General features: G+C 53.8%; 20 protein-coding genes and 1 other RNA gene. 16 read left to right on the plus strand and 5 right to left on the minus strand.

All coding sequences use genetic code 11. From position 1 onward, the window contains the following. Positions 1 to 11: 11 nt before the first annotated feature. The 3 genes from ACN0XZ_RS15715 (at position 12) to ACN0XZ_RS15725 (ending at position 2,907) form a co-directional block, all read left to right on the plus strand. Complete coding sequence (locus ACN0XZ_RS15715) at positions 12 to 1,130, plus strand: DNA alkylation repair protein (RefSeq protein WP_417458743.1); 1,119 nt, start codon at positions 12 to 14, stop codon at positions 1,128 to 1,130. A gap of 98 nt (positions 1,131 to 1,228) precedes the next feature. Continuing rightward, positions 1,229 to 1,543, plus strand: coding sequence for an ArsR/SmtB family transcription factor (locus ACN0XZ_RS15720; RefSeq protein WP_417458744.1), 315 nt, complete (start codon positions 1,229 to 1,231; stop codon positions 1,541 to 1,543). Beyond that, complete coding sequence (locus ACN0XZ_RS15725; RefSeq protein WP_417458745.1) at positions 1,543 to 2,907, plus strand: pyridoxal phosphate-dependent decarboxylase family protein; 1,365 nt, start codon at positions 1,543 to 1,545, stop codon at positions 2,905 to 2,907. The genes ACN0XZ_RS15720 and ACN0XZ_RS15725 overlap by 1 nt, the downstream gene beginning before the upstream one ends. Here the strand turns inward: ACN0XZ_RS15725 and ACN0XZ_RS15730 are convergent, their stop codons facing one another. The 3 genes from ACN0XZ_RS15730 to ACN0XZ_RS15740 form a co-directional block, all read right to left on the minus strand. Next, positions 2,908 to 3,369, minus strand: a complete 462-nt coding sequence (locus ACN0XZ_RS15730) for a GNAT family N-acetyltransferase (protein ID WP_417458746.1) — start codon at positions 3,367 to 3,369, stop codon at positions 2,908 to 2,910. It abuts the gene before it with no gap. Positions 3,370 to 3,386: 17 nt separating this feature from the next. Further along, positions 3,387 to 4,997: a fumarate hydratase gene (locus ACN0XZ_RS15735; RefSeq protein WP_417458747.1), complete on the minus strand. Its 1,611-nt coding sequence runs from the start codon at positions 4,995 to 4,997 to the stop codon at positions 3,387 to 3,389. A gap of 63 nt (positions 4,998 to 5,060) precedes the next feature. After that, positions 5,061 to 5,606: an SspB family protein gene (locus ACN0XZ_RS15740; RefSeq protein WP_417458748.1), complete on the minus strand. Its 546-nt coding sequence runs from the start codon at positions 5,604 to 5,606 to the stop codon at positions 5,061 to 5,063. A gap of 382 nt (positions 5,607 to 5,988) precedes the next feature. Between ACN0XZ_RS15740 and ACN0XZ_RS15745 the strand changes: the two genes are divergently transcribed. From ACN0XZ_RS15745 to ACN0XZ_RS15760, 4 genes are all read left to right on the plus strand, one after another. Next, positions 5,989 to 6,729: a helix-turn-helix transcriptional regulator gene (locus ACN0XZ_RS15745; protein ID WP_417458749.1), complete on the plus strand. Its 741-nt coding sequence runs from the start codon at positions 5,989 to 5,991 to the stop codon at positions 6,727 to 6,729. A 142-nt stretch (positions 6,730 to 6,871) separates the two neighbouring features. After that, entirely contained in the window at positions 6,872 to 7,612 is a 741-nt protein-coding gene (locus ACN0XZ_RS15750; protein WP_417458750.1) for a LuxR family transcriptional regulator, read from the plus strand. A 102-nt stretch (positions 7,613 to 7,714) separates the two neighbouring features. Further along, positions 7,715 to 8,350 carry an acyl-homoserine-lactone synthase gene (locus tag ACN0XZ_RS15755; RefSeq protein WP_417458751.1) on the plus strand — a complete coding sequence of 212 codons (636 nt, stop codon included), beginning with the start codon at positions 7,715 to 7,717 and terminating at the stop codon, positions 8,348 to 8,350. Then, a complete protein-coding gene (locus ACN0XZ_RS15760; RefSeq protein WP_417458752.1) occupies positions 8,347 to 8,685 on the plus strand; it encodes a hypothetical protein in 339 nt (112 codons plus the stop codon). The genes ACN0XZ_RS15755 and ACN0XZ_RS15760 overlap by 4 nt, the downstream gene beginning before the upstream one ends. 160 nt (positions 8,686 to 8,845) lie before the next feature. Here ACN0XZ_RS15760 and ssrA read toward each other — a convergent pair. Then, positions 8,846 to 9,210: a transfer-messenger RNA gene (gene ssrA / locus ACN0XZ_RS15765) on the minus strand. Between the two features lie 95 nt (positions 9,211 to 9,305). Between ssrA and ACN0XZ_RS15770 the strand changes: the two genes are divergently transcribed. The 4 genes from ACN0XZ_RS15770 (at position 9,306) to ACN0XZ_RS15785 (ending at position 13,294) form a co-directional block, all read left to right on the plus strand. After that, on the plus strand, positions 9,306 to 9,899 hold the full coding sequence (locus tag ACN0XZ_RS15770; protein ID WP_417458753.1) for a hypothetical protein: 594 nt from the start codon (positions 9,306 to 9,308) through the stop codon (positions 9,897 to 9,899). Positions 9,900 to 10,090: 191 nt separating this feature from the next. Continuing rightward, a complete protein-coding gene (locus tag ACN0XZ_RS15775) occupies positions 10,091 to 10,885 on the plus strand; it encodes a thymidylate synthase (RefSeq protein ID WP_417458754.1) in 795 nt (264 codons plus the stop codon). 12 nt (positions 10,886 to 10,897) lie between these two features. Next, positions 10,898 to 12,778: an ATP-binding protein gene (locus ACN0XZ_RS15780; protein ID WP_417458755.1), complete on the plus strand. Its 1,881-nt coding sequence runs from the start codon at positions 10,898 to 10,900 to the stop codon at positions 12,776 to 12,778. Between the two features lie 33 nt (positions 12,779 to 12,811). Then, the gene (locus tag ACN0XZ_RS15785; RefSeq protein ID WP_417458756.1) at positions 12,812 to 13,294 is read left to right on the plus strand and encodes a dihydrofolate reductase; all 483 of its coding nucleotides are present in this window, start codon (positions 12,812 to 12,814) and stop codon (positions 13,292 to 13,294) included. A 43-nt stretch (positions 13,295 to 13,337) separates the two neighbouring features. Here ACN0XZ_RS15785 and ACN0XZ_RS15790 read toward each other — a convergent pair whose 3' ends face one another. Continuing rightward, positions 13,338 to 14,420: a P-loop NTPase gene (locus tag ACN0XZ_RS15790; protein ID WP_417458757.1), complete on the minus strand. Its 1,083-nt coding sequence runs from the start codon at positions 14,418 to 14,420 to the stop codon at positions 13,338 to 13,340. Positions 14,421 to 14,575: 155 nt separating this feature from the next. On the opposite strand from ACN0XZ_RS15790, the gene hflK reads away from it, so the two are divergent. From hflK to ACN0XZ_RS15815, 5 genes are all read left to right on the plus strand, one after another. Continuing rightward, the gene (gene hflK, locus ACN0XZ_RS15795) at positions 14,576 to 15,661 is read left to right on the plus strand and encodes an FtsH protease activity modulator HflK (RefSeq protein WP_417458758.1); all 1,086 of its coding nucleotides are present in this window, start codon (positions 14,576 to 14,578) and stop codon (positions 15,659 to 15,661) included. Positions 15,662 to 15,664: 3 nt separating this feature from the next. Next, entirely contained in the window at positions 15,665 to 16,528 is an 864-nt protein-coding gene (gene hflC, locus ACN0XZ_RS15800; RefSeq protein ID WP_417458759.1) for a protease modulator HflC, read from the plus strand. Positions 16,529 to 16,544: 16 nt separating this feature from the next. Continuing rightward, positions 16,545 to 16,739, plus strand: coding sequence for a DUF2065 family protein (locus tag ACN0XZ_RS15805; RefSeq protein WP_417458760.1), 195 nt, complete (start codon positions 16,545 to 16,547; stop codon positions 16,737 to 16,739). Positions 16,740 to 16,805: 66 nt separating this feature from the next. After that, a complete protein-coding gene (locus ACN0XZ_RS15810; RefSeq protein WP_417458761.1) occupies positions 16,806 to 18,314 on the plus strand; it encodes a Do family serine endopeptidase in 1,509 nt (502 codons plus the stop codon). A gap of 155 nt (positions 18,315 to 18,469) precedes the next feature. Then, positions 18,470 to 19,984, plus strand: coding sequence for a hypothetical protein (locus ACN0XZ_RS15815; RefSeq protein ID WP_417458762.1), 1,515 nt, complete (start codon positions 18,470 to 18,472; stop codon positions 19,982 to 19,984). The last annotated feature ends 7 nt before the right edge of the window (positions 19,985 to 19,991 follow it).

Genomic DNA, 19,991 nt, shown 5'->3' on the forward strand with positions numbered 1-19,991 from the left:
CGAGACAGGCAATGGAACCCTTTAAAAATTATTTTAATCAAGACCTTATAGAGAAAACTGCTGATATCTTTGATCGTGGCCCAGCCCGCTTTGACAGGAAGCATTTTGTGACCCTCGCGGCGGCGGAGCTGGAAGGTCTTGAGTTGAAGGAGCGTGCTACCCAGATCATGCACGCGCTCGACCAAACACTGCCTGCGGGGTTTGATGAATTTGAAGAAGCTGTGCTTGCCAGCCTTCATAAAAGTGAAGACCCGAGCGGAGAGGGGCTGACTTTCGACGGCAGTGGGTTGATGGGCTTTGCCGCATGGCCGATTACTGATCTTGTGACCCATCGCGGGTTGCGTGCGCCGGAGCGGGCCTTGCCGCTCCTCAAGGAAGTCACCAAGCGGTTTACCGCCGAGTTTGCGATCCGCCCGTTTCTTGTGGAACATCGCGACTATACGCTTTCAGTGCTCAATGGGTGGGTGGATGACCGCAGTCGTCATGTCAGGCGCCTTGTGAGTGAGGGCACACGCCCTCGTTTGCCATGGGGGTTGAGGCTGAGTGAGTTTGTTGCTGATCCCGCTCCCATACTCCCGTTTCTCAAGGCGCTGAGGGACGATAAGGAAGACTATGTTCGGCGTTCCGTCGCTAACAGTCTGAATGACATCGCGAAGGACCACCCGGATATGGTGGCCGAGATCGCCCATGACTGGCTCAAAGATGCATCCATAAACCGCACCCGTCTGGTTCGTCACGCGTGCAGGACCCTTTTGAAAGCTGGGCACGGGAAAACACTAGCCGCCTTTGGATATGAACCTGTGGCCGGCCTGACTTGCGATTTATCACTTCTCACGCCAAAAGTTGTTTTTGGCGAAGCTCTTGAGTTTGAGGCCATCATCAAAGCGCCAGTTCAAAAAGCGCCTGTGATGGTGGATTACGCAATCCATTTCGTTAAAGCCAATGGTGGTACTGCGCCCAAGGTTTTTAAATGGAAGGACGCCAAGTTGCAGGGTGGCCATCTCTGCGCTACACGCCGCCATGCGATCAAACCTATAACCACACGACGCTATTATGAGGGTAGTCATAAGCTAGAGCTGTTCGTGAATGGTGTCTCTGTCGCAACCGCTGATTTTGAACTTTGCATTTAGCTGCCTGGCCCTCTGGGGGCTGGCGAATAAGAAATCCTATTCTTTGCGGGCAATAGTTCTCACTTGATTACAATATCGCCATATAGCAATTAAGCTATATGGCTATGCATTTGAATATGGAACTGGGGCTCAAGGCGCTTGCAAGCGATAAACGCTTGTATGTGCTGGAGCTTCTTAAAGACCCTACAGCGAACTTTCCGCCTCAGGTGGACGGCGATCTCATCATCGATGGGGTATGTGCGAACTGGTTGACAGAGCGGCTGGAAGTGAGCCAGCCAACAGCTGCACGCCACCTGAAGGTGCTGACAGACGCTGGTTTTATTATACCAACCCGAAAGAAGGGCTGGGTGTTTTATCGCCGCGATGAAGACGTCATCAGCAAGTTCAAATCAATGATAAGCGAGATAGTTTAATGGACACGACGTACGAGCGCGATTTGCAGCACGCTGCCCGGTTGGCGCAGGATTATCTGGCGCATGTGCCGGACATGCCCGTTTTCCCAAGTGCTGAAGCACTGGCGGGCCTATCGGATTTTGATGAACCTATGCCGACGCATGGCATAAGCGCGGAAAACACGCTCGATTTACTGCACCGTGTGGGCAGCCCTGCGACGGCTGTCACGACAGGTAGCCGCTATTTTGGTTTTGTCGTTGGAGGTGCGCTTCCGGCAACTGTGGCGGCCAACTGGATCGCCACGGCATGGGATCAAAGCCCGTCGTCCGAGATGAACTCTCCGACAGGTGTGAAACTTGAAAGTGTAGCGGGTAGTTGGCTCGTTGATCTTTTTGGTTTGCCGGAGGCCACCGGTGTGGGCATGACCACCGGGGCAACAATGGCCAACTTCACTGGGCTTGCTGCAGCTCGAACCGCGCTGCTATCCCGAGCGGGCTGGAACGTTGAAGAGCAGGGCCTATACGGTGCGCCGGAGATCAAGGTGGTGGTGTCAGAAGAGGTGCATGTGACCGTTGAGAAAGCGCTCTCCATGCTTGGCTTCGGCAAACACCGTGTTGTGAGGGTACCCACGGATGCGAACGGTGCCATGATTTTTGATGAGCTGCCTGAATTGGATGCCTTGACGCTTGTTTGCACTCAAGCCGGAAACGTGAACACAGGCGCTATCGACCCGATAGGGGAAATCGCGCGCGAGGCTGAGAAGGTTGGTGCCTGGGTGCATGTGGACGGCGCCTTCGGTATCTGGGCTAAGTTGCTGGAAAGCCATCAACGTTATTTCACCGGTATTGAGCTTGCGCATAGCTTTGCGACTGATGCGCACAAATGGCTCAATACGCCCTATGACTGTGGCATTGTGCTGTGCAGGGATGCATCAATGTTGCATCAGGCCATGGCGACAACCGCACCCTACTTCAGGGCAGATGGCCAGAATGCCCCGAAAGATATGGTGCCTGAGTTTTCCCGGCGCGCGCGGGGTGTGGAGGTTTGGGCAGCGCTCCGTACATTAGGCCGAAGCGGGGTCACGGAGATGATTGAGCGCTGCTGTGCTCACGCCCGCCGGTTTGCCGAGGGGCTGCGGACGGTCGGTTTCGACGTTCTGAATGACGTGATGCTCAATCAGGTGGTGGCGACCATAGGCAGTGCTGAAGAGCTAGCTGCCATTCGCGCACATGTTGAAGCTTCGGGTGAATGCTGGTTCGGCCCCACGGTCTGGAAAGGCAGGCACGCCATACGGATCAGTGTATCAAGTTGGCGTACGACCGAAGCGGACGTTGATCGTTCGCTTAAGGCGATTGAAGCTGCAAAGAGAGCTGTACTTGGCTAATCAGGCGATATTCTCCGGACGCCAGAAACAGATGCCGCGCTCAGAGTAGTCAGCCCCGATGCGTTTATAGAGCCGGATTGCGCCCTCATTATCGGTGTTGACCTGCCATTTAACTGGCAGGTCACGCTTCTTGGCAATATCACCAATGGCCTCAAGGAGCTTGTTGCCAAGCCCCATGCCACGGGCCGTTGAGGCAACATATAGATCATCAAGAACAAGCACATCCTTGCCAGACCAGATATGGAAGCGACTGGTGTAGGTCATAACGCCAACAACAGCACCGAGCTCTTCAGCCACCACAACATGAAAACGTGGTGGCTGTGCAAGTGCGCCCTCGATGAAAGCGGCTTCCGTGATTTTAAGGTAGTGGCTGGAATTCTCGTGCGCGGCCAGCGCTGTAATGAGCTTATAGGCCGCCTTGAGGTCTGCTTCAGATACGGCGTTCCTGATGGTCACTGTCATGGATGCACGCCCTTGGCTTATAGGTCTTTGAAGAAATCGTTACCTTTATCGTCGACCACGATGAAGGCTGGGAAATCTTCAACTTCAATCTTCCACACGGCCTCCATGCCCAGGTCTTCAAAGTCGAGTACCTCAACCTTGCGGATGTTGTTTTTGGCGAGGATCGCTGCTGGACCGCCGATAGAACCAAGATAGAAACCACCATTTTCACCACAGGCTTTTGTAACCTCGCGGGAGCGGTTGCCTTTGGCGAGGCTGATCATGCTGCCGCCCAGTTTCTGGAATGGTCCGACATAGCTGTCCATGCGGCCCGCAGTGGTGGGGCCGAAGGAGCCGGAGGCATATCCCTCAGGTGTTTTGGCAGGCCCCGCATAATAGATGATATGATCTTTGAAATAGGCGGGCATCTCAGCCCCGTCTTCCATCATGGCTTGAATGCGGGCATGCGCCAGGTCTCTCGCCACGACAATAGTGCCAGATAGGCTAAGTCGGGTCTTGATTGGGTACTGTGTTAGCTGCGCCAGTATTTCTTTCATGGGTCGGTTGAGGTCAACCTTCACCACTTCTTCCGAGAGATGCTCATCGGCCACTTCTGGCAGGTACTTAGCGGGATCTGTCTCGAGTTGCTCGAGGAAAATACCGTCTTTGGTGATCTTGCCTTTGGCTTGACGATCCGCTGAACAGGAAACACCAATACCAACCGGCAGGCTGGCACCGTGCCGGGGCAGGCGAATGATGCGCACATCGTGGCAGAAGTATTTACCCCCGAACTGCGCACCAATACCCATCTTTTGAGTCATTTGATGGACTTTTTCTTCCATCTCAACATCACGGAACGCGCGGCCTGTGGCGTCGCCTTCCGTCGGCAGTTCGTCATAGTATCGCGCGGAAGCCTTCTTTACGGTTGCGAGATTTTGCTCGGCTGACAGGCCGCCGATGACGATCGCGAGGTGATAAGGAGGGCAGGCGGCGGTGCCAAGGGTTTTGATCTTTTCTTCCAGGAAAGCAAGCATGCGGTCTTCGCGGAGCGTGGCTGGTGTTTGCTGAAACAGGAAGGTCTTGTTCGCACTTCCGCCGCCCTTGGCGAGGAACAGGAACTTATACTCGTTGCCTTCATTCGCGTAGATATCAATCTGCGCCGGTGTATTATTCTTGGTGTTCACTTCCTTATACATGGAAAGTGGTGCCATCTGGCTGTAGCGCAGGTTGGTTTCGGTGTAGGTACGCATAACCCCTTTGGTCAGCGGGGCAGCATCATTGCCTTCCGTCCAGACATGCTGGCCTTTGTTACCGACAATGATGGCAGTGCCCGTGTCCTGACAGCCGGGCAGTACGCGACCGGCAGCGATGTTCGCGTTTTTGAGCAGTTCCTTCGCGACAAACCGGTCATTCTCGCTGGCTTCTTCATCCTTCAGGATATTCGCAAGCTGCTGCAGGTGCCCGGGCCGCAATAAATGCGCGATATCTGACATCGCTTCTCGCGCCAAAAGCTCGAGCCCTTCATCTGCAACCTTCAATATCTCTTTTCCGTCAACCTCGATCGTGGATACAAATTCTGACGTGAGTTTGCGATAGGGGGTTTTATCCTTCCCAACCTGGAAAAGATCGCTGTAAGACCAGTCGCTCATGGTGGACGTCTCTTTCTTTATGCTGACGGAGGGCGCCGAGCCGATGGCCGGCGCGGAATTGTTCTATTTTTTGCGGAAAGCGTCGAGCGTTACCACATTGTCCGTGCCGGTTTGAGTGCCGCCTTGGCTTGCAGCAGGCTCTTCGACTGCCGGCTCGTTATCACCTGCAGTATCCTGGCTGCTGACGTCAGCTATAGGGCCTTCTGAAACGTCTTCAAAGTCCGCTGCATCAGCGTCTTCATCATCAAAATCAGCGTCGTCATGGAACTGAAGGGCAAACTGAACGCTTGGGTCTACAAAGCCAACAACCGCGTCAAAAGGAATGCGCAGATGTTCGGGTTTTTGGTTGAAGGAGAGGCCAACCATAAAATGGTCTTCTTCCACCTTCAGGCCCCAGAATTTATGCTGGAGAACAATGGTCATCTCATCGGGGAACCGGCTTACCAGATGAGCGGGGATGTCCACACCCTCAGCCTGGGTTTTGAATGCGATATAGAAATGATGCTCGCCTTGCAGGCCGTTTTTTTCGGTATCGGTCAACACCGCGCGAACTACGCCGCGAAGTGCTTCCTGCACCTTTGCATCATAATCGATATAAGTATCTGACATGCTGGCCAAGCTCCCCGTTACAATACACTCGGTTTGGGCTTCTTATAATGCCAAGGCGTATTGGGGTGAAGGGATATTTCAGGCTTTTTACGGGCATCGCCAAAAAAAAATGGTTGAGAAAGTGGAGAGAATTAAACGTATAGAGTGTTATATAATCGCAAAACGCTAGTTGGTGTAAAAAGACCTGTTTCTGCGTTGTGCTTTCGGCGCTAAGGTTCATGCTATTGACGATATGCTCCTTTGATGCGCTTTTCTTCGATAATCCTCAATAGCTTAGGCTATGCACCAGCGATAATTGAACCTCGCTGTGAATTGAAAGAAACGGATGGGGCGAGGAGCCTGTTAATGGCTGATACAACACACTGGTAAGCGAAACTGGCGTATGGACCTCGAATATTTTCGGTTAGCAGTGGAATTCATTGAAGCGTCTAAAAAGGTCAAGACGCTGGAGGCGCTTAGCGCTGCATTCCAGAAATCTTATCGCCCACTTGGCTTTGATCACTATGCCTGCATATCGTGCGTGGAGTTTGGCTCTATGCCGGAAGGGGCTGTTTTTATCGCCGATTATCCAGCCGATTGGTCCAATCACTATCTGGAAGAGCATTTTGGCCGTACGGACCGTATTTTGCAGGTCTCATTGAAGGAGCATATGCCTTTCAACTGGGATAGTTCTGGCGCCCTTTTTAACGCGCCGACGAGTTCTGCAGATCCGGAAACTGAAGCAAAATCGACCAACCACGAAGGCATGCTGTTTGGTATTACGGTTCCCATTCATATAGTGGGGTCTTTCCCCGGAGCGGTGAATGTCGTTGGCGCCAACCGGCAGGTGGACCCCGCAGCCGAACATTCAATTCATCTCATGAGTGTCTATCTTCATGATGCGGCGCTTAGGCTCGCAAAAAAAGAGAAGCGGGCCATGCGCCCCCTCATCAGGCTCACGCCGAGGGAGCGTGAATGTCTGCAATGGGTGGCGGCGGGTAAGACGGATTGGGAGATTGCAGCTATTCTGTCGATCGCAGAACGCACGGTCCATAATCACATCGAAGGAGCCAAGGCCAAGCTTGAGGTTAACTCTCGCGTGCAGGCTGTCGTCAAAGCCTTCCTGAGTAATTTAATTTACTGACCATAGCCCCGCGGGCTATAAGATATGCACGATTGGGGAATCGTGCATTGAAGATAAACCTCTCTGTGTTTGAGGTTGGGAGCTGGTGAGAGAGGCGCTGCTTGACAGGTGGCGCTGTGATGACGTGCTTGAAAGGTCAGATATGGGTAGCCTTCAAAGCTTTCAAACTGCACTGGATTTTATTGAGGCGGCTAAAAAGACCGGTGACCTTGAAGGTCTCGGACGGCTGTTTCACAAAAGCACGGCCCGCCTCGGCTTTGATCATTATGCCTGTGTCTCATGCGTCGCTTTTGACACCTTGCCCGAAAACGCTGTCTTCCTTGCACATTACCCAGACGACTGGACCAAATATTACCTAGAGAAAAAATACGACAGGATTGATAAAATCCTTCAGCTTTCTCTTGGCACCAGCATGCCGTTCAACTGGGAAAATGAAACCGTTGTGAAGGGACGCACCGGGGAACAGCAACGTTTTTTTGATGAAGCTGAGGATGCGGGTCTGGTTTACGGGGTGACGGTGCCCATCCATGTGGTGGGGTCGTATCCGGGGGCTGTGAACATCGTAGGTGAATATAGTCAGACTGATCCATCAGTTGAACATGCCTTACACCTGATGAGCGTTTACATGCATGACCGGGCCGTAAAACTCGGGGAAGAGGGGCAGCGTTCGGCCGCAGACCGTCAGGAGCTCAGCCCACGGGAGCTTGAGTGCCTGCGCTGGGTCTCCGCAGGGAAAACAGACTGGGAAATCTCCAGCATCCTTCATATAGCGGAGCGAACCGTGCACGCTCATATCGAGAATGCAAAGCGCAAGCTTGGTGTTCATACACGCTTGCAGGCAGTAGTGAAGGCGTTTCTTGCGACTAATTTCTACTCAGGGTAGTTAAAATTCAACGCGGTGGAAAAACCTAGTCTGATTAGCTAATAGCCCACCAAAGCGGGAAAACCGATCATATAGGCCACCGAGATCACCAAGGAGGCAAATATGATCCACGTTGTGGGTGCTCATAACAAAGCCAGATACAAAGGGTATCTGAGGGAGCTTTGGCAGCAACGCTACAATGTCTTTGTAGAGAAGATGGGATGGACGCTGGACTGCGCTGACGGGATTGAGCGCGACCAGTTTGACCGTCCTGATACCATTTATCTTCTGTGCATAGATGATAACGGCAAACTCAAAGGTGCCATGCGCCTGCTTCCTACAACCAAACCACACTTGATGAGCGAAGTGTTCCCTGGGCTGTGTGCTGAGGGTGTACCGTCATCAGAAACCACGTGGGAAATCTCCCGCTTCTATAGCTTGACCGGGCGCCACCTGATGCTGGAGCGGGATCGTACTGTGTCCGAGCTGGTTTGCGGGCTTTATGAGTTTGCGCTTCTATCCAACATCAAGCAGGTAAGCTGCGTCGCGAGCATGGTTCTGTTTCCCACGATCCTGAAAGCAGGATGGGATGTCACGCCGCTTGGCCTGCCGTCGGTATCTGACGGGGAGGTCGTGCTTGCCTTCCTGATCGACCTGAATGAGAGCGACTACAAAACGGTTGCTAGCAACCGCAAGATTGGGGGCAGTGTGCTGCATGTGAGCTCGCTGCAGGAAGAGCAGTTGGAGATCGCAGTATGACAATAGCAGATACCAAACTCGGGCCAGTTCAACCGTCGATTATTAACAAGGCCGCGGACCAGCTTTTCTTCCTTTTTGGGCAGCTTGACCCTGCGCGTGTTGAAGCAATTGTGGAGCGCGTTGAATATGCCATTGGCGCACCGCATGGGGATGCCATTACGGCCATTGGCCTGAATACCCGCCGGGCAATTCTTGAGCAGGCCGTGGCCCGTCTCCTTTATGCCATCGCGGGCCTGCCGTACGAAGATATTCTATTTGCGCTTACCTACGCCGAAACACAGGCCATGATTGATGGTGCACAGGATGATGCCCCTGCGGAGGTGCGCTACTGCTGATCTAGTAAGTCTCTGGTGTCTCTATCCGGAAATTCAGGACCACCGGATAGGGATTTAGACCGCCGAGCCGGGAGTGGTGACCCGCGCTCGGCGGTTCTTATTTCAGCGAGCGCCAAAGGTCCGCGAAATGATCATCAGGGCGGGGCGTAGAAGGAAGAAAAGTGGGCCGTTCTGTTGCTAGGTGGCCCAACCCCCACCTGAAGGCGTCAACCCTCAGGAATTTATAAATGTAGTCCTTGTGACTGCTTACGCAGCAACAGCGAACTCGACGTCATTGTCGTTAGCATTTATTTAAGGTGGCCCATCACAGCGGTGCCATCCTGGGCGAAAGGCAAAACATCTTTCGATACACGTCGATCCTGGTTCGCCCCCGTCAGCAATGGTCAGAACACAGTCTGGCCGTTCCTGGTGGAGGCGCCGGGCACTGCCCCCGGGTCCGCAATACGTACTCAATGCGCCGTTTATCGCCATAGCTGGAAACCCAGCACAGTGGATATAAGCAATCTTTGCGGCGATTTAAAGGATAAAGGCGAGGGTGGCTCTTGTTTTTCTGATTCGAGAAAGCTCTCGTTTTGTGGCATAATGCTTCCATCTTGTGAACAAGTGATGGGAGAAAAACCATGACGGAGCAAGGACACTGGGAATGGTCTGACAGAGTAGGACCAAGAGGCAACCTGCGAGAAGCCGTTGCCTTGTTTGATACCGAAGAAGATATGCAATCAGCTGTTGATGACCTTGAATGTCATGGCTTTTCCAACGCCGCCATATCAAGGCCAGCTGACCCTTCGGTGATCGAAGCGGCGATCCAACATCCGATTGAAAATGTGAATGCGCTAGAGGACGATGCCCGTGTGCCACGCGAAGCCTTCGTCGACAAAGATAGTCGAACAAGCGGTTTCATGGTGATGGTGCTAACGCCGGTCTATGTCTTGCTACTGGCGGGTGCGGCGATCGCGTCGGGTCATGGGCTTGCAACATGGGAAGCCATTGTGCTGACTGTCGGCCTTGGCCTTATTGGCGTTGTTGGTGGTGGGTATTTTGCCACGCGCCGCGCTGGCGAAAGCAGGCGCCGTATCCGTAATGAGCAGGCACTGGGTGGGCTGCTATTGTGGGTAAGGACCGGCAGTCGAGAGCAGGAAAGCCGTGCGCTTGAAATCTTGCGTCGGCATTCGGGGCGCGATGTGCACCTGCATGGCCCTGCGCTGCAGCACTAGCGTCGGCAGAAATCCAGTGAACATGTTTGGCTGCCTCCCTAGGGCGGCCAAGGTGGTCTGTGGTCATATTCCTGATCAAGAGCATCTATAAAATGCCGTTTGCATGCTCCCGGCTATTGCCTCAGGAGTGACCACGTCCTATAGCTTTGGTTGATTATTTTCATGTCGGTCAAAGTTGTTCAGGGGGCACCATGCAGCAATACCTCGCGTTGCTTCAGCGTATCAGGGAAGAGGGAGTGTTTCGGGGGGACCGTACCGGCACTGGCACCTATAGCGTTTTTGGTCACCAGATGCGGTTTAACCTTGAAGAAGGCTTCCCGCTGGTCACGACAAAGAAGCTGCACCTCAAGTCCATTATCCATGAACTACTGTGGTTTATCGCTGGCGATACCAATGTGAAATACCTGAAGGACAATGGTGTTTCCATCTGGGATGAGTGGGCGGACGAGAATGGCGATCTTGGCCCCGTATATGGGCACCAGTGGCGCAGTTGGCCTACACCAAGCGGCGAGAGTGTAGACCAGATCACAGGGCTTCTTGACCAGATTAAAAACAACCCAAACAGCAGGCGATTGATTGTCTCTGCCTGGAATGTGGCGGATGTTGACCATATGGCGTTACCACCCTGCCACTGCTTGTTTCAATTCTATGTCGCGGATGGCAAGCTATCGTGCCAGCTTTATCAGCGTAGCGCTGATGTGTTCCTTGGCGTTCCGTTCAATATAGCGTCCTATGCGCTCCTTACCCATATGGTGGCCCAAGTGTGTGGTCTCGGGGTGGGGGACTTTGTTCACACTTTTGGGGACGCGCACCTCTATAGCAACCATATTGAACAGACTGACCTGCAGCTAAGCCGGGAGACGCGGCCGCTACCCAAGCTCTGGCTGAATCCAGATGTGAAAGATCTGTTTTCCTTCACTTATAACGATATCAGGATCGACGATTATGATCCGCATCCTCATATCAAGGCCCCGGTGGCTGTGTAGGTTAAGTAAACAGTGGCGCGCGATAACGATATTGATTTGAAGCAGTTGGCCCTTGTTGTTGTGGTCATACTGATCGGCGCTATTCTCACCTTCTCTGCAACACGAGAGAGTGTGCGCTCGGCCGATGATGAAGCCCGCGCGCGTTTTCAGTCTGCTACAGCGCTATATGTGAACAGGATCAAGAGTGAATTTGCTCACGGGCTGAACTCAGCGGAAGACCTGTTCCACTACTATGAAGCCTATGATGAATATAACGGCGTCACTTTCAACCGTATGGTCGAGGCATCAAGCGCGCTCCATCGCAACCGCAAGGTTGTTGGAGTTGTTATTGCGGTCAATGACAATAACCGGGCGGCGTTCCTTGACTATGCGCGGGAGAAAAACGGGGCTGACTTTGCGATCAGCAAACCGCAGAAAACAGAGATGCCCGTGGCAATGGGTGCCCGATCATTTCCGTTTCTCTACGCTTGGTCGGATGACAAGGAGCGGGCAGAGCGCTGGCGAGGCCTCGATTTTGGTGCACATGCCCAGATAAACGCATTTTTTGAAGAAACACTGGCGAGCGGAAAACCGTCAGGGATTTTGTTGCCGCAGCTTGAAAACAAAAAAGAGGGCTGTGTTCTGCTCGCCTATCCATTCATCCGTAGCCGAGAGAACGCCACGGGGCTGGTTATCCAGTTGGTGGACCTGCCGAGAATGGTGCAATACGCACTTGAAAGTGATCGGTTGGCCGGGCTGAACGCTACTTTTTCCTCCTTCTGGGCGGATGGGGCATTTCAGCAAACACTGGGCCTTGTTGACTGGAAACTTTCAGAACAAGCAGCACCGTCGCCTGATGAAAAACCCTGGGTGAGTGTGCGTGAAATGGAAGTGGGTAGCCACAAGTGGCGCGTTGCGGTCTGGGCACCCTATGATCAGTTTAAGGCTGACTATAGCGCGGCCTTCATTGCCGCGAGTGTCAGCTTGCTCCTGACCGGGCTTGTGGTTTTCATCGTTTGGTCACAGTCGCAGCGGGCCAAACGGGTAATTGATATCGTGAACCGGCGTACCCGCGCGCTCAAGGAAGCGCATGAGGAGCTGGAGCAGCACTACAAGCTCTTGCAAAACTTGAATAAGGACGTCGAGGAAGCCCGTCGGTCCGCGGAAACGGCAAACCGTGCCAAGTCTGAGTTTTTGGCCACGATGAGCCATGAGCTTCGCACCCCGCTCAATGCTATTCTTGGTTTCTCTCAGCTCCTGCAGGAGCAGGCGTTAGGGCCGATTGGTGACCCTCGGTATGTGGAGTATTCCAAAGACATTAACGCGAGCGGCACTCATCTTCTGTCCATCATCAATGATATCCTTGATCTCGCGAAGCTTGAGGCGGGCAAAATCCGGATCGAGCATAAGGTCCTTTCCACCCGGTCGCTTGTTGAACGCGCGATTGCGCTCATGTCGCAGCAGGCGAAAGGCAAGGGCATTGAGCTGCTCTCAGAGTTTGCTGATAACATGCCAGACCGTATTTTTGGTGATGAGCTGCGCTTGAGGCAAATTCTTATCAATCTCGGTTCAAACTCAATCAAGTTTACCAACTCGGGCAGTGTGGTTATCCGCCTTCACCCCAAACCCTTCCCCACAGGGCAGGCAGGCTGGGTGCTGGAGGTGCAGGATACCGGTATTGGCATCCCGGAAGAAAAACAGTCCACATTGTTTGACCGTTTCACCCAGGTTGATACAGCGCTCTCTCGTCGGCATGGTGGCGTTGGGCTGGGACTGGCGATCTGCCGCGAGCTGGTTGACCGGATGGAAGGCAAGATCAGCGTGCGCAGTACCCCAAATGTGGGCACAACAGTTCGTGCGCATTTGCCGCTAGAGGTTGCGGAAACCGACGATGACGATGACGGCATGATATGATACCCCGCACAAACACGGGTCAGGAGTTTTGACATGATTTCCATGATTGTTGCCATGGGTGAAAACAGGTTGATTGGTCGAGACAATGGCTTGCCCTGGCACCTTCCGGCCGATCTGAAGTTTTTTAAAGCCACCACTATGGGCAAGCCCATGATCATGGGTCGTAAAACCTTTGATTCTATTGGTAGACCGCTCCCGGGTAGACGCACCATTGTTGTGACCCGCAATGCTGACTGGAGCCATGAGGGGGTTGAGGTCGCACCATCTCTTGACGATGCCTTCAAGTTTACGGAAGGCGAGGACGAAGTGATGGTTGTTGGCGGCGCACAGATATATAAGCAAGCTCTCGCCAAAGCTGATCGCCTGTATGTGACGGAAGTCGCCTTAAGCCCCGAGGGGGACGCCTATTTCCCGGAGATCAGTGACGCTGAATGGGGCGTGGCATCACGAGAGAGCCATCCCGCTGAGGCTGATACGCCAGCATATTCGTTCGTAACCTACGACCGGATATTTTAAGCGCCACAAGAGCCTGTCTGGAAACTGGCGCGCAAACTCGTCTTTATGCGCTCAAACCCTCGGCTATTTGTTTCGCGATAGCGCGATAGGCCAAAGCGGGTTTGCCTTCTGGCTCGTGCAGTACAACCGGTGTGCCATCATCCGCGTGTTGGCGTACACTCATCTCAAGCGGGATACCGCCGAGGAAAGCACAGCCAAGCTCTTTTGCAGTTTCCTCTGCGCCGCCATGGCCAAAAATATCTGATGCCTCACCGCAATGTGGGCACAAGAAGGTGCTCATGTTCTCAATAATGCCGAGAATAGGCACCTTTACCTGCCTGAACATGGCGAGGCCCTTGCGGGCATCAATAAGTGCAAGGTCTTGCGGGGTGGAGACGATCACTGCGCCTGTGAGCGGTGCCTGCTGCACCATGGTAAGCTGTACATCGCCTGTGCCGGGTGGCATGTCGACAATGAGCACATCAAGAGGCCCCCAGGCCACATCACGCAGCAATTGTTGCGTGGCGCCCATCACGCGTGGGCCACGCCACACCACAGGCTGATCCACATCAACAAGAAAGCCAATGGACATCACCTTCACGCCATACGCCATGATTGGTTGAATGACCTTGTTTTTGATCTCGGGCCGGTCATCAACACCCATAAGCATGGGAAGGGACGGGCCAAAGATATCAGCATCCATAATGCCGACCTTAAAGCCCTGTTCCTTGAGCGCGAGCGCGAGGTTGACAGATGTGGTCGATTTACCCACGCCGCCCTTGCCACTCGCAACCGCGATGATGTGTTTCACACCGGGAATTTCAACTGGCGTAGGCGGTGCTTTGGCGGGAGAGGGGCCAGAGGGTTTGGTGTCAGGCGAAGCCTTGCGGGTCGCCGTTACGATCGCGTTTGCTGTATTAATGCCGTCAACCGTGCACGCCACAGCTTCAACACGAATGCGCAACGCTTCAATCTCAGCCGGGGGTGTATTGCCAAAATCAAGGATAATGCCCGCCTTGTCGCCATCAACAACGATCGCGCTTACGATGCCAGCGGTGACAATGTCACTCCTGCCATCCGGGCTTGGGACATCAACGAGTACTGCCTCAACTGCTTTTTTGAGCTTATCCTTGTGTTCAACCACCATAAAACCTCATTTTCGGGCGAAATCCGGCGCAATTTTGCCGACAAGCGTTGCAGCCACGGTGCCCCTACCATATATAGGCTAGCAAGACACGGTCTTTCTGTTCTCATAAGGACAGATGAGTTCTGAGGCGCAAAAGCGCAATAGGGGAGATATATATGCCTTGGCAAAATAACGGTGACGGCGGCAAGCCAAACCCGTGGGGCAACGGCCCACGGCGTGGTGGCGGCGGTGGTGAGCCACCAAATATTGATGAATATATCCGTAAAAGTCAGGATCGCCTTCGCGAGGCCTTGCCTGGTGGTAAGGGCGGTGTGTTTGTCATTCTTCTCGTCATCGTCGCGCTATGGCTTCTGGCTGGCCTTTACCGGGTTGAGCCAAACGAGCAGGCAGTGGTGTTGCGGTTCGGCAAGTGGACAGAATCCACGGGCCCAGGCCTTCACTGGCACCTGCCGTATCCAATCGAAACCGTTGAAGTGCGTGGCGTGACCGACGAAATCCAGGTTTCAATTGGTAACCAACAACAGGAAACGCGCAGAAGCGGGCGGCAAAGTTTCGCTCGCCTTGATGAAAGCCTGATGCTGACCAAGGATGAGAATATAGTCGATGTGCGCTTTAATGTGGCCTGGCGGATCAAGGATTTGGGGAACTATCTCTTCAAGCTGGAAGACCCGGACGGTACGATCAAGGCAGTAGCCGAGAGTGCGATGCGGGAACTGGTTGGACAGAACAGGATAACACCAATCATTACCACGGGCCGTGGCCTGCTTGAGCAGGATGCAAAGCTTCTTATCCAGACCACGCTGGACTCGTATGAAGCGGGGATTGATGTCCTCAGGGTGGAAATCATTGAATCTGAGGCACCAGCTGAAGTGAAGGACGCCTTCCTTGACGTTCAGCGCGCGGACGCAGACTTACAGCGTTTCAAAAACGAGGCTGAGGCCTACAGCAATCAGGTCGTTCGCGAGGCTGAAGGTCGGTCTGAGCGTATGGTGCAGGTTGCTGAAGCCTATCGAGCACAGACAGTGGCCCGTGCACAGGGTGAAGCGGCGCGCTTCCTCTCGGTTTATGATGAGTACGTGCAAGCTAAAGACGTGACCAAGAAACGTATCTATCTGGAAACCATGGAAGAGATTCTTTCAGGCATGGACAAGATCGTTGTGGACGGCAAAGCCGGCTCCGGCGTGGTGCCATACCTGCCGCTTGAACAACTGAAATCAAAATCAGCAGGCGAGGGGAAATAAGCCATGAATGCTAAGTCAATTGTAGCGCTCGTTCTTCTTGCGGTTCTGCTTTTTGTTGGCCTCAACAGTGTTTTTGTCGTTGACGAGCGCAAGCAGGCTATTGTGGTTCAGTTCGGTGAGCCAAAGCGCACGGTAACAGAGCCTGGCCTCCACTTTAAAACGCCGATGGTGGAACAGGTTATCCTGCTTGAGAAGCGGGCAATGAGCCTTGATGTGCCACCGCAAGAGGTGCTTGCAAGTGATCAGGTTCGCATCCTGGTTGATAGTTTTGCCCGGTACCGTATCAGCGACCCGCTAAAGCGGTATCAAGCTGCCCGTGACGAAAGAGGGGCAGAAAACCTTCTCCGAAGCGTTATGGAATCTACGGTACGTCAGGTTTTGGCGCAGGAACGTATGCCGGAGATCGTCTCTGGCCAGCGCGCAGAACTAATGAAGCGCATCAGTGACCTCACGAACGAGCGCGCTAAAACCTTTGGCCTTGAAGTTGTTGACGTGCGTTTGAAGCGGGTTGATCTGCCACGCGAAAACAGCGAGGCAATTTTCCGTCGTATGGAAACCGAGCGTCAGCGCGAAGCAGCCGACAAGCGGGCCAGCGGTCAGCGTGATGCCGTTAAGATCAAAGCTGCGGCTGACCGGCAGGTAGCTGAGCTGATCGCGGAAGCCGAGCGTCAGTCTCAAACCATTCGTGGTGAAGCCGATGGTCAGGCGGTGAAAATTTTCGCCGAAGCCTTTGGTAAAGACGAAGACTTTTTCGAGTTTTACCGTACCATGCAGGCCTACCGGGTTGCGCTTGGGAAAGACGATACCCGTCTTGTTCTCTCGCCGGACAGTGAGTTTTTCAAGCTGTTCATGAACGAGAAGAAGTAAGCCACACGGACGCAAAGTGGATTGGGAACCGTTACTTCTTGGTTTGGGCCTCGCTCTCTTTTTGGAGGGCGCGGCCTATGCCATTATGCCCGAAAGCTTTAAAAAGCTGCTTATCGCAGCGGCGGGGCAGCCCGCCGCAAAGCTCCGTATCATGGGCTTGACCCTGGCGGCGATCGGTGTTGCGATAGTATGGATGGTTAAAGGTGCATGAGTGCGCCTAACCGAAAATAAACCGGCCAACGCGAGTAACGGATAATAATTTGAAGGAGTATGTGCCTTGAGCACCAACTTAGTAAAAGCGATCGACACGAGACAATGGGCAGGCGCTATGCGTGCCCTTCTGACTGCTGTGCTTATTATTGCAGCGGCGACGGTCTCCATGCGGCCAGCTGCCGCGCGTGGCGCACCTGAAAGCTTTGCCGATCTGGTTGAAAAACTGTCTCCAGCTGTTGTGAATATCTCGACGGTGCAGACAATCCGCACACGTAGCAACCGCCGTGCCCCCCAATTGCCGGAAGGCATGCCTTTTGGCGACCTGTGGGATCAGTTCCGTGACCGTATGGATGAGGATGAAGAGCCTCGCCAGGCACAAAGCCTTGGTTCAGGTTTTATCGTTGATGCCAGCGGTATTGTGGTGACGAACAACCATGTTGTTGAAGACGCGGACGAAATCACGGTTATCACCGCTGATGGTGAAGAGTTCCCGGCTGAACTTCTGGGCCGTGATGCTCTCTCTGATATCGCAGTCCTCAAAATCGAGCACGAAAACGGCGAGCAGTTCCCCTTTGTAAAATGGGGTGACAGCGACGTTGAACGCATCGGTGACTGGGTGATGGCGATCGGCAACCCCTTTGGTCTTTCCTCCACAGTGACAGCCGGTATCGTCTCGGCGCGTAACCGCAGCATCAACAACAATGACGTTGAGTTCATTCAAACTGATGCTTCGATTAACCGCGGTAATTCCGGTGGCCCACTTTTCAATATGGAAGGTGATGTTATCGGTGTGAACACAGCGATCTTTTCACCATCCGGCGGCAATGTTGGTATCGGCTTTGCTATTCCGTCCAATGATGCATCTCGCGTGATCCGCGAACTGCGTGAACATGGCAAGGTACGCCGTGGCTGGCTCGGTGTTGGTATCCAGCCTATGACCAAGGAAATTGCTGAAACCCTCGGCATCGAGCAAACCGAAGGTGCCATGGTGACACGGGTTGAGCCTGAAAGCCCTGCAGCAAAAGCAGGCATCAAAGACGGCGATATCATTGTGAAATGGGACGGCAAAGAGATTGAGAACAGCAACCGCCTGAGCCTTCTTGTGAAGCGCACTGACATCGGCAAACCGGTGGATGTGATCGTCCTTCGCGGCAAGGAAAGAGTTACTCTTCAGGTAACGACAGGTGAGCTGCCTGCTGAACTTGCTCAAGCGACAACCGGTGACGATGCCGACCGTGGCGACCGTGACAATGACCGTGCCGACCGCCAGTTGGTTGAAGGCATGGAGCTTGCACCACTGAATGATGGCCTGCGTCGTCAGTATGAGATTGATGAAACGGTTGAAGGTGTTGTTGTGCTTCGTGTAGCGCGCCGTTCACCTGCTGCACGGGCACGTATCCGCCCGGGCACCGTTATCATCAGCGTCAACCAGCAGGATGTATCAAGCGCTGCTGACGTGGTTGATATCATTGAGGAAACGCGGGATGCTGGTCGTGACCGTATCCTTGTCCTCGTGAACTTCCGCGGCAATACAGTGCACATACCGCTCCGGTTGATGGATGACGAAGAATAAGCCGCAGCACTATTATCAGCGCGAGAAGGGGCCGGTTATCCGGCCCCTTTTTCTTTGCCTCGCTTGAGCCACTACCTTCGGTCATATTCCTGTAAATTGTATAAATACATCATATGATTTAAACTGCGGTTGCAAATCTTATGAGGGGGCTACTCATGCAGGTCGGTGATACACGGTTTATCGCATACTCTAGTGCTGTGCATTATGGTGAGGCGGGTGATCAGGCCAGCTTCAAGGGCAAACAGGCGATCAACCAGCTTTTGTGGGGTGACTATGCCAAAGTGCTTGAAGTTGATGGGAACTGGATCAAGGTCCGGGCGCGGGGACGAAACGGCTGGGTCCGGCGTGAGGACCTGCAGGAAAACCGCATACTGGAAGTAAACTTTGTCGACATCGGGCAGGGGGATGGATGCCATATCCAGACGCCTGACGACCGGGCGATTGTGATTGACGCGGGCGAGGGCGATAATATGTACCGCTTCCTTCGTTGGCGCTTCGGGCGTTTCTCCCACCCCTTCACCTTTGAAAGTTTTGTCATCAGCCATCCGGACAGTGACCATTATTTCGGCTTCAAGTCACTGTTTGAAGAAGCCAACGTGCGCGTGGAAACGGTGTTTCATAACGGCCTTGTTGAGCAGAAGCGGGCGGGCAAGAAAACTTTGGGAGATGAGGTGAAGCTTGGCCGCACACGCTATATCACTGGGCTTGTGCGTACGAGGGATGCGCTCAAAGCCATTACGGATGATGACAACCGGCGCGCGGCCTACTGGTATCCGAACATGCTGAAAACAGCAGTTGATGAGGGGCGTGTTGATGATATTCGGGGTGCCTTTGCGCCCACAGACTGGCAGGAGACAGCCTATCTGCCCGGTTATGCACCTGCTGACAATCGTGGTTTGACGTTGCGTCTGCTCGGCCCTGTGCCCGTTGAGATTGGCGGGCAGCAAGGGGTGCCGTGGCTCGGCTCGGCGGGGGAAACTAAAAACGGTCATTCGGTGGTGCTGCTCCTTGAAATCGGCGGCATCAAGATGTTGCTGGGTGGGGACTTGAACGAGCCGTCACAGGAATATTTGCTGGAACATTACACGGGCCTCAGCGCACACCCTAAGTCCGTGGATGATGAAAAACTTCTGGTGGATGAAGCCCGGAAAACCTTTGAGGTGGATATCGCCAAAGCCTGCCACCACGGCAGCGCGCATGTTTCCCCGCATTTCCTGATGGCAACCAATCCGCTCGCCACCGTGATTTCGTCAGGTGATGCCGAGCCTCATTCCCATCCGCGTCCGGATACGCTTGGCCTCATAGGGAAACACAGCAGGGGGGCGCGACCACTGATTTTCTCGACCGAGCTTGCCCGGTCTGGCAACGAACATATCAAGCACCCCAATCAGGTACGGCGGGAGCTTCGCGCGAATATGGAGGCTGAGCTTGCCATTATTCACGACCCACAGGCTACGGATGCGCAGAAAACCAAGGCAGAAGAACGGCTTGAGAAGCATCTGTCGGTGATCCAGCGCTCTGTCGCCAACTATGGCATGATCAATGTGCTAACCGATGGCACCCGGCTTATCGTGGCCCAGCGGCTTGAGCGGGAACGCTCAAAATCCAAGCGCTGGGATATCTATCATTTTGAGCCGGACAGCCACGGCAGGTTAACCTTCGTGCCGTAGAAAGTGC

The organism is Kordiimonas sp. (assembly GCF_048264555.1).
Lineage (GTDB): Bacteria > Pseudomonadota > Alphaproteobacteria > Sphingomonadales > Kordiimonadaceae > Kordiimonas.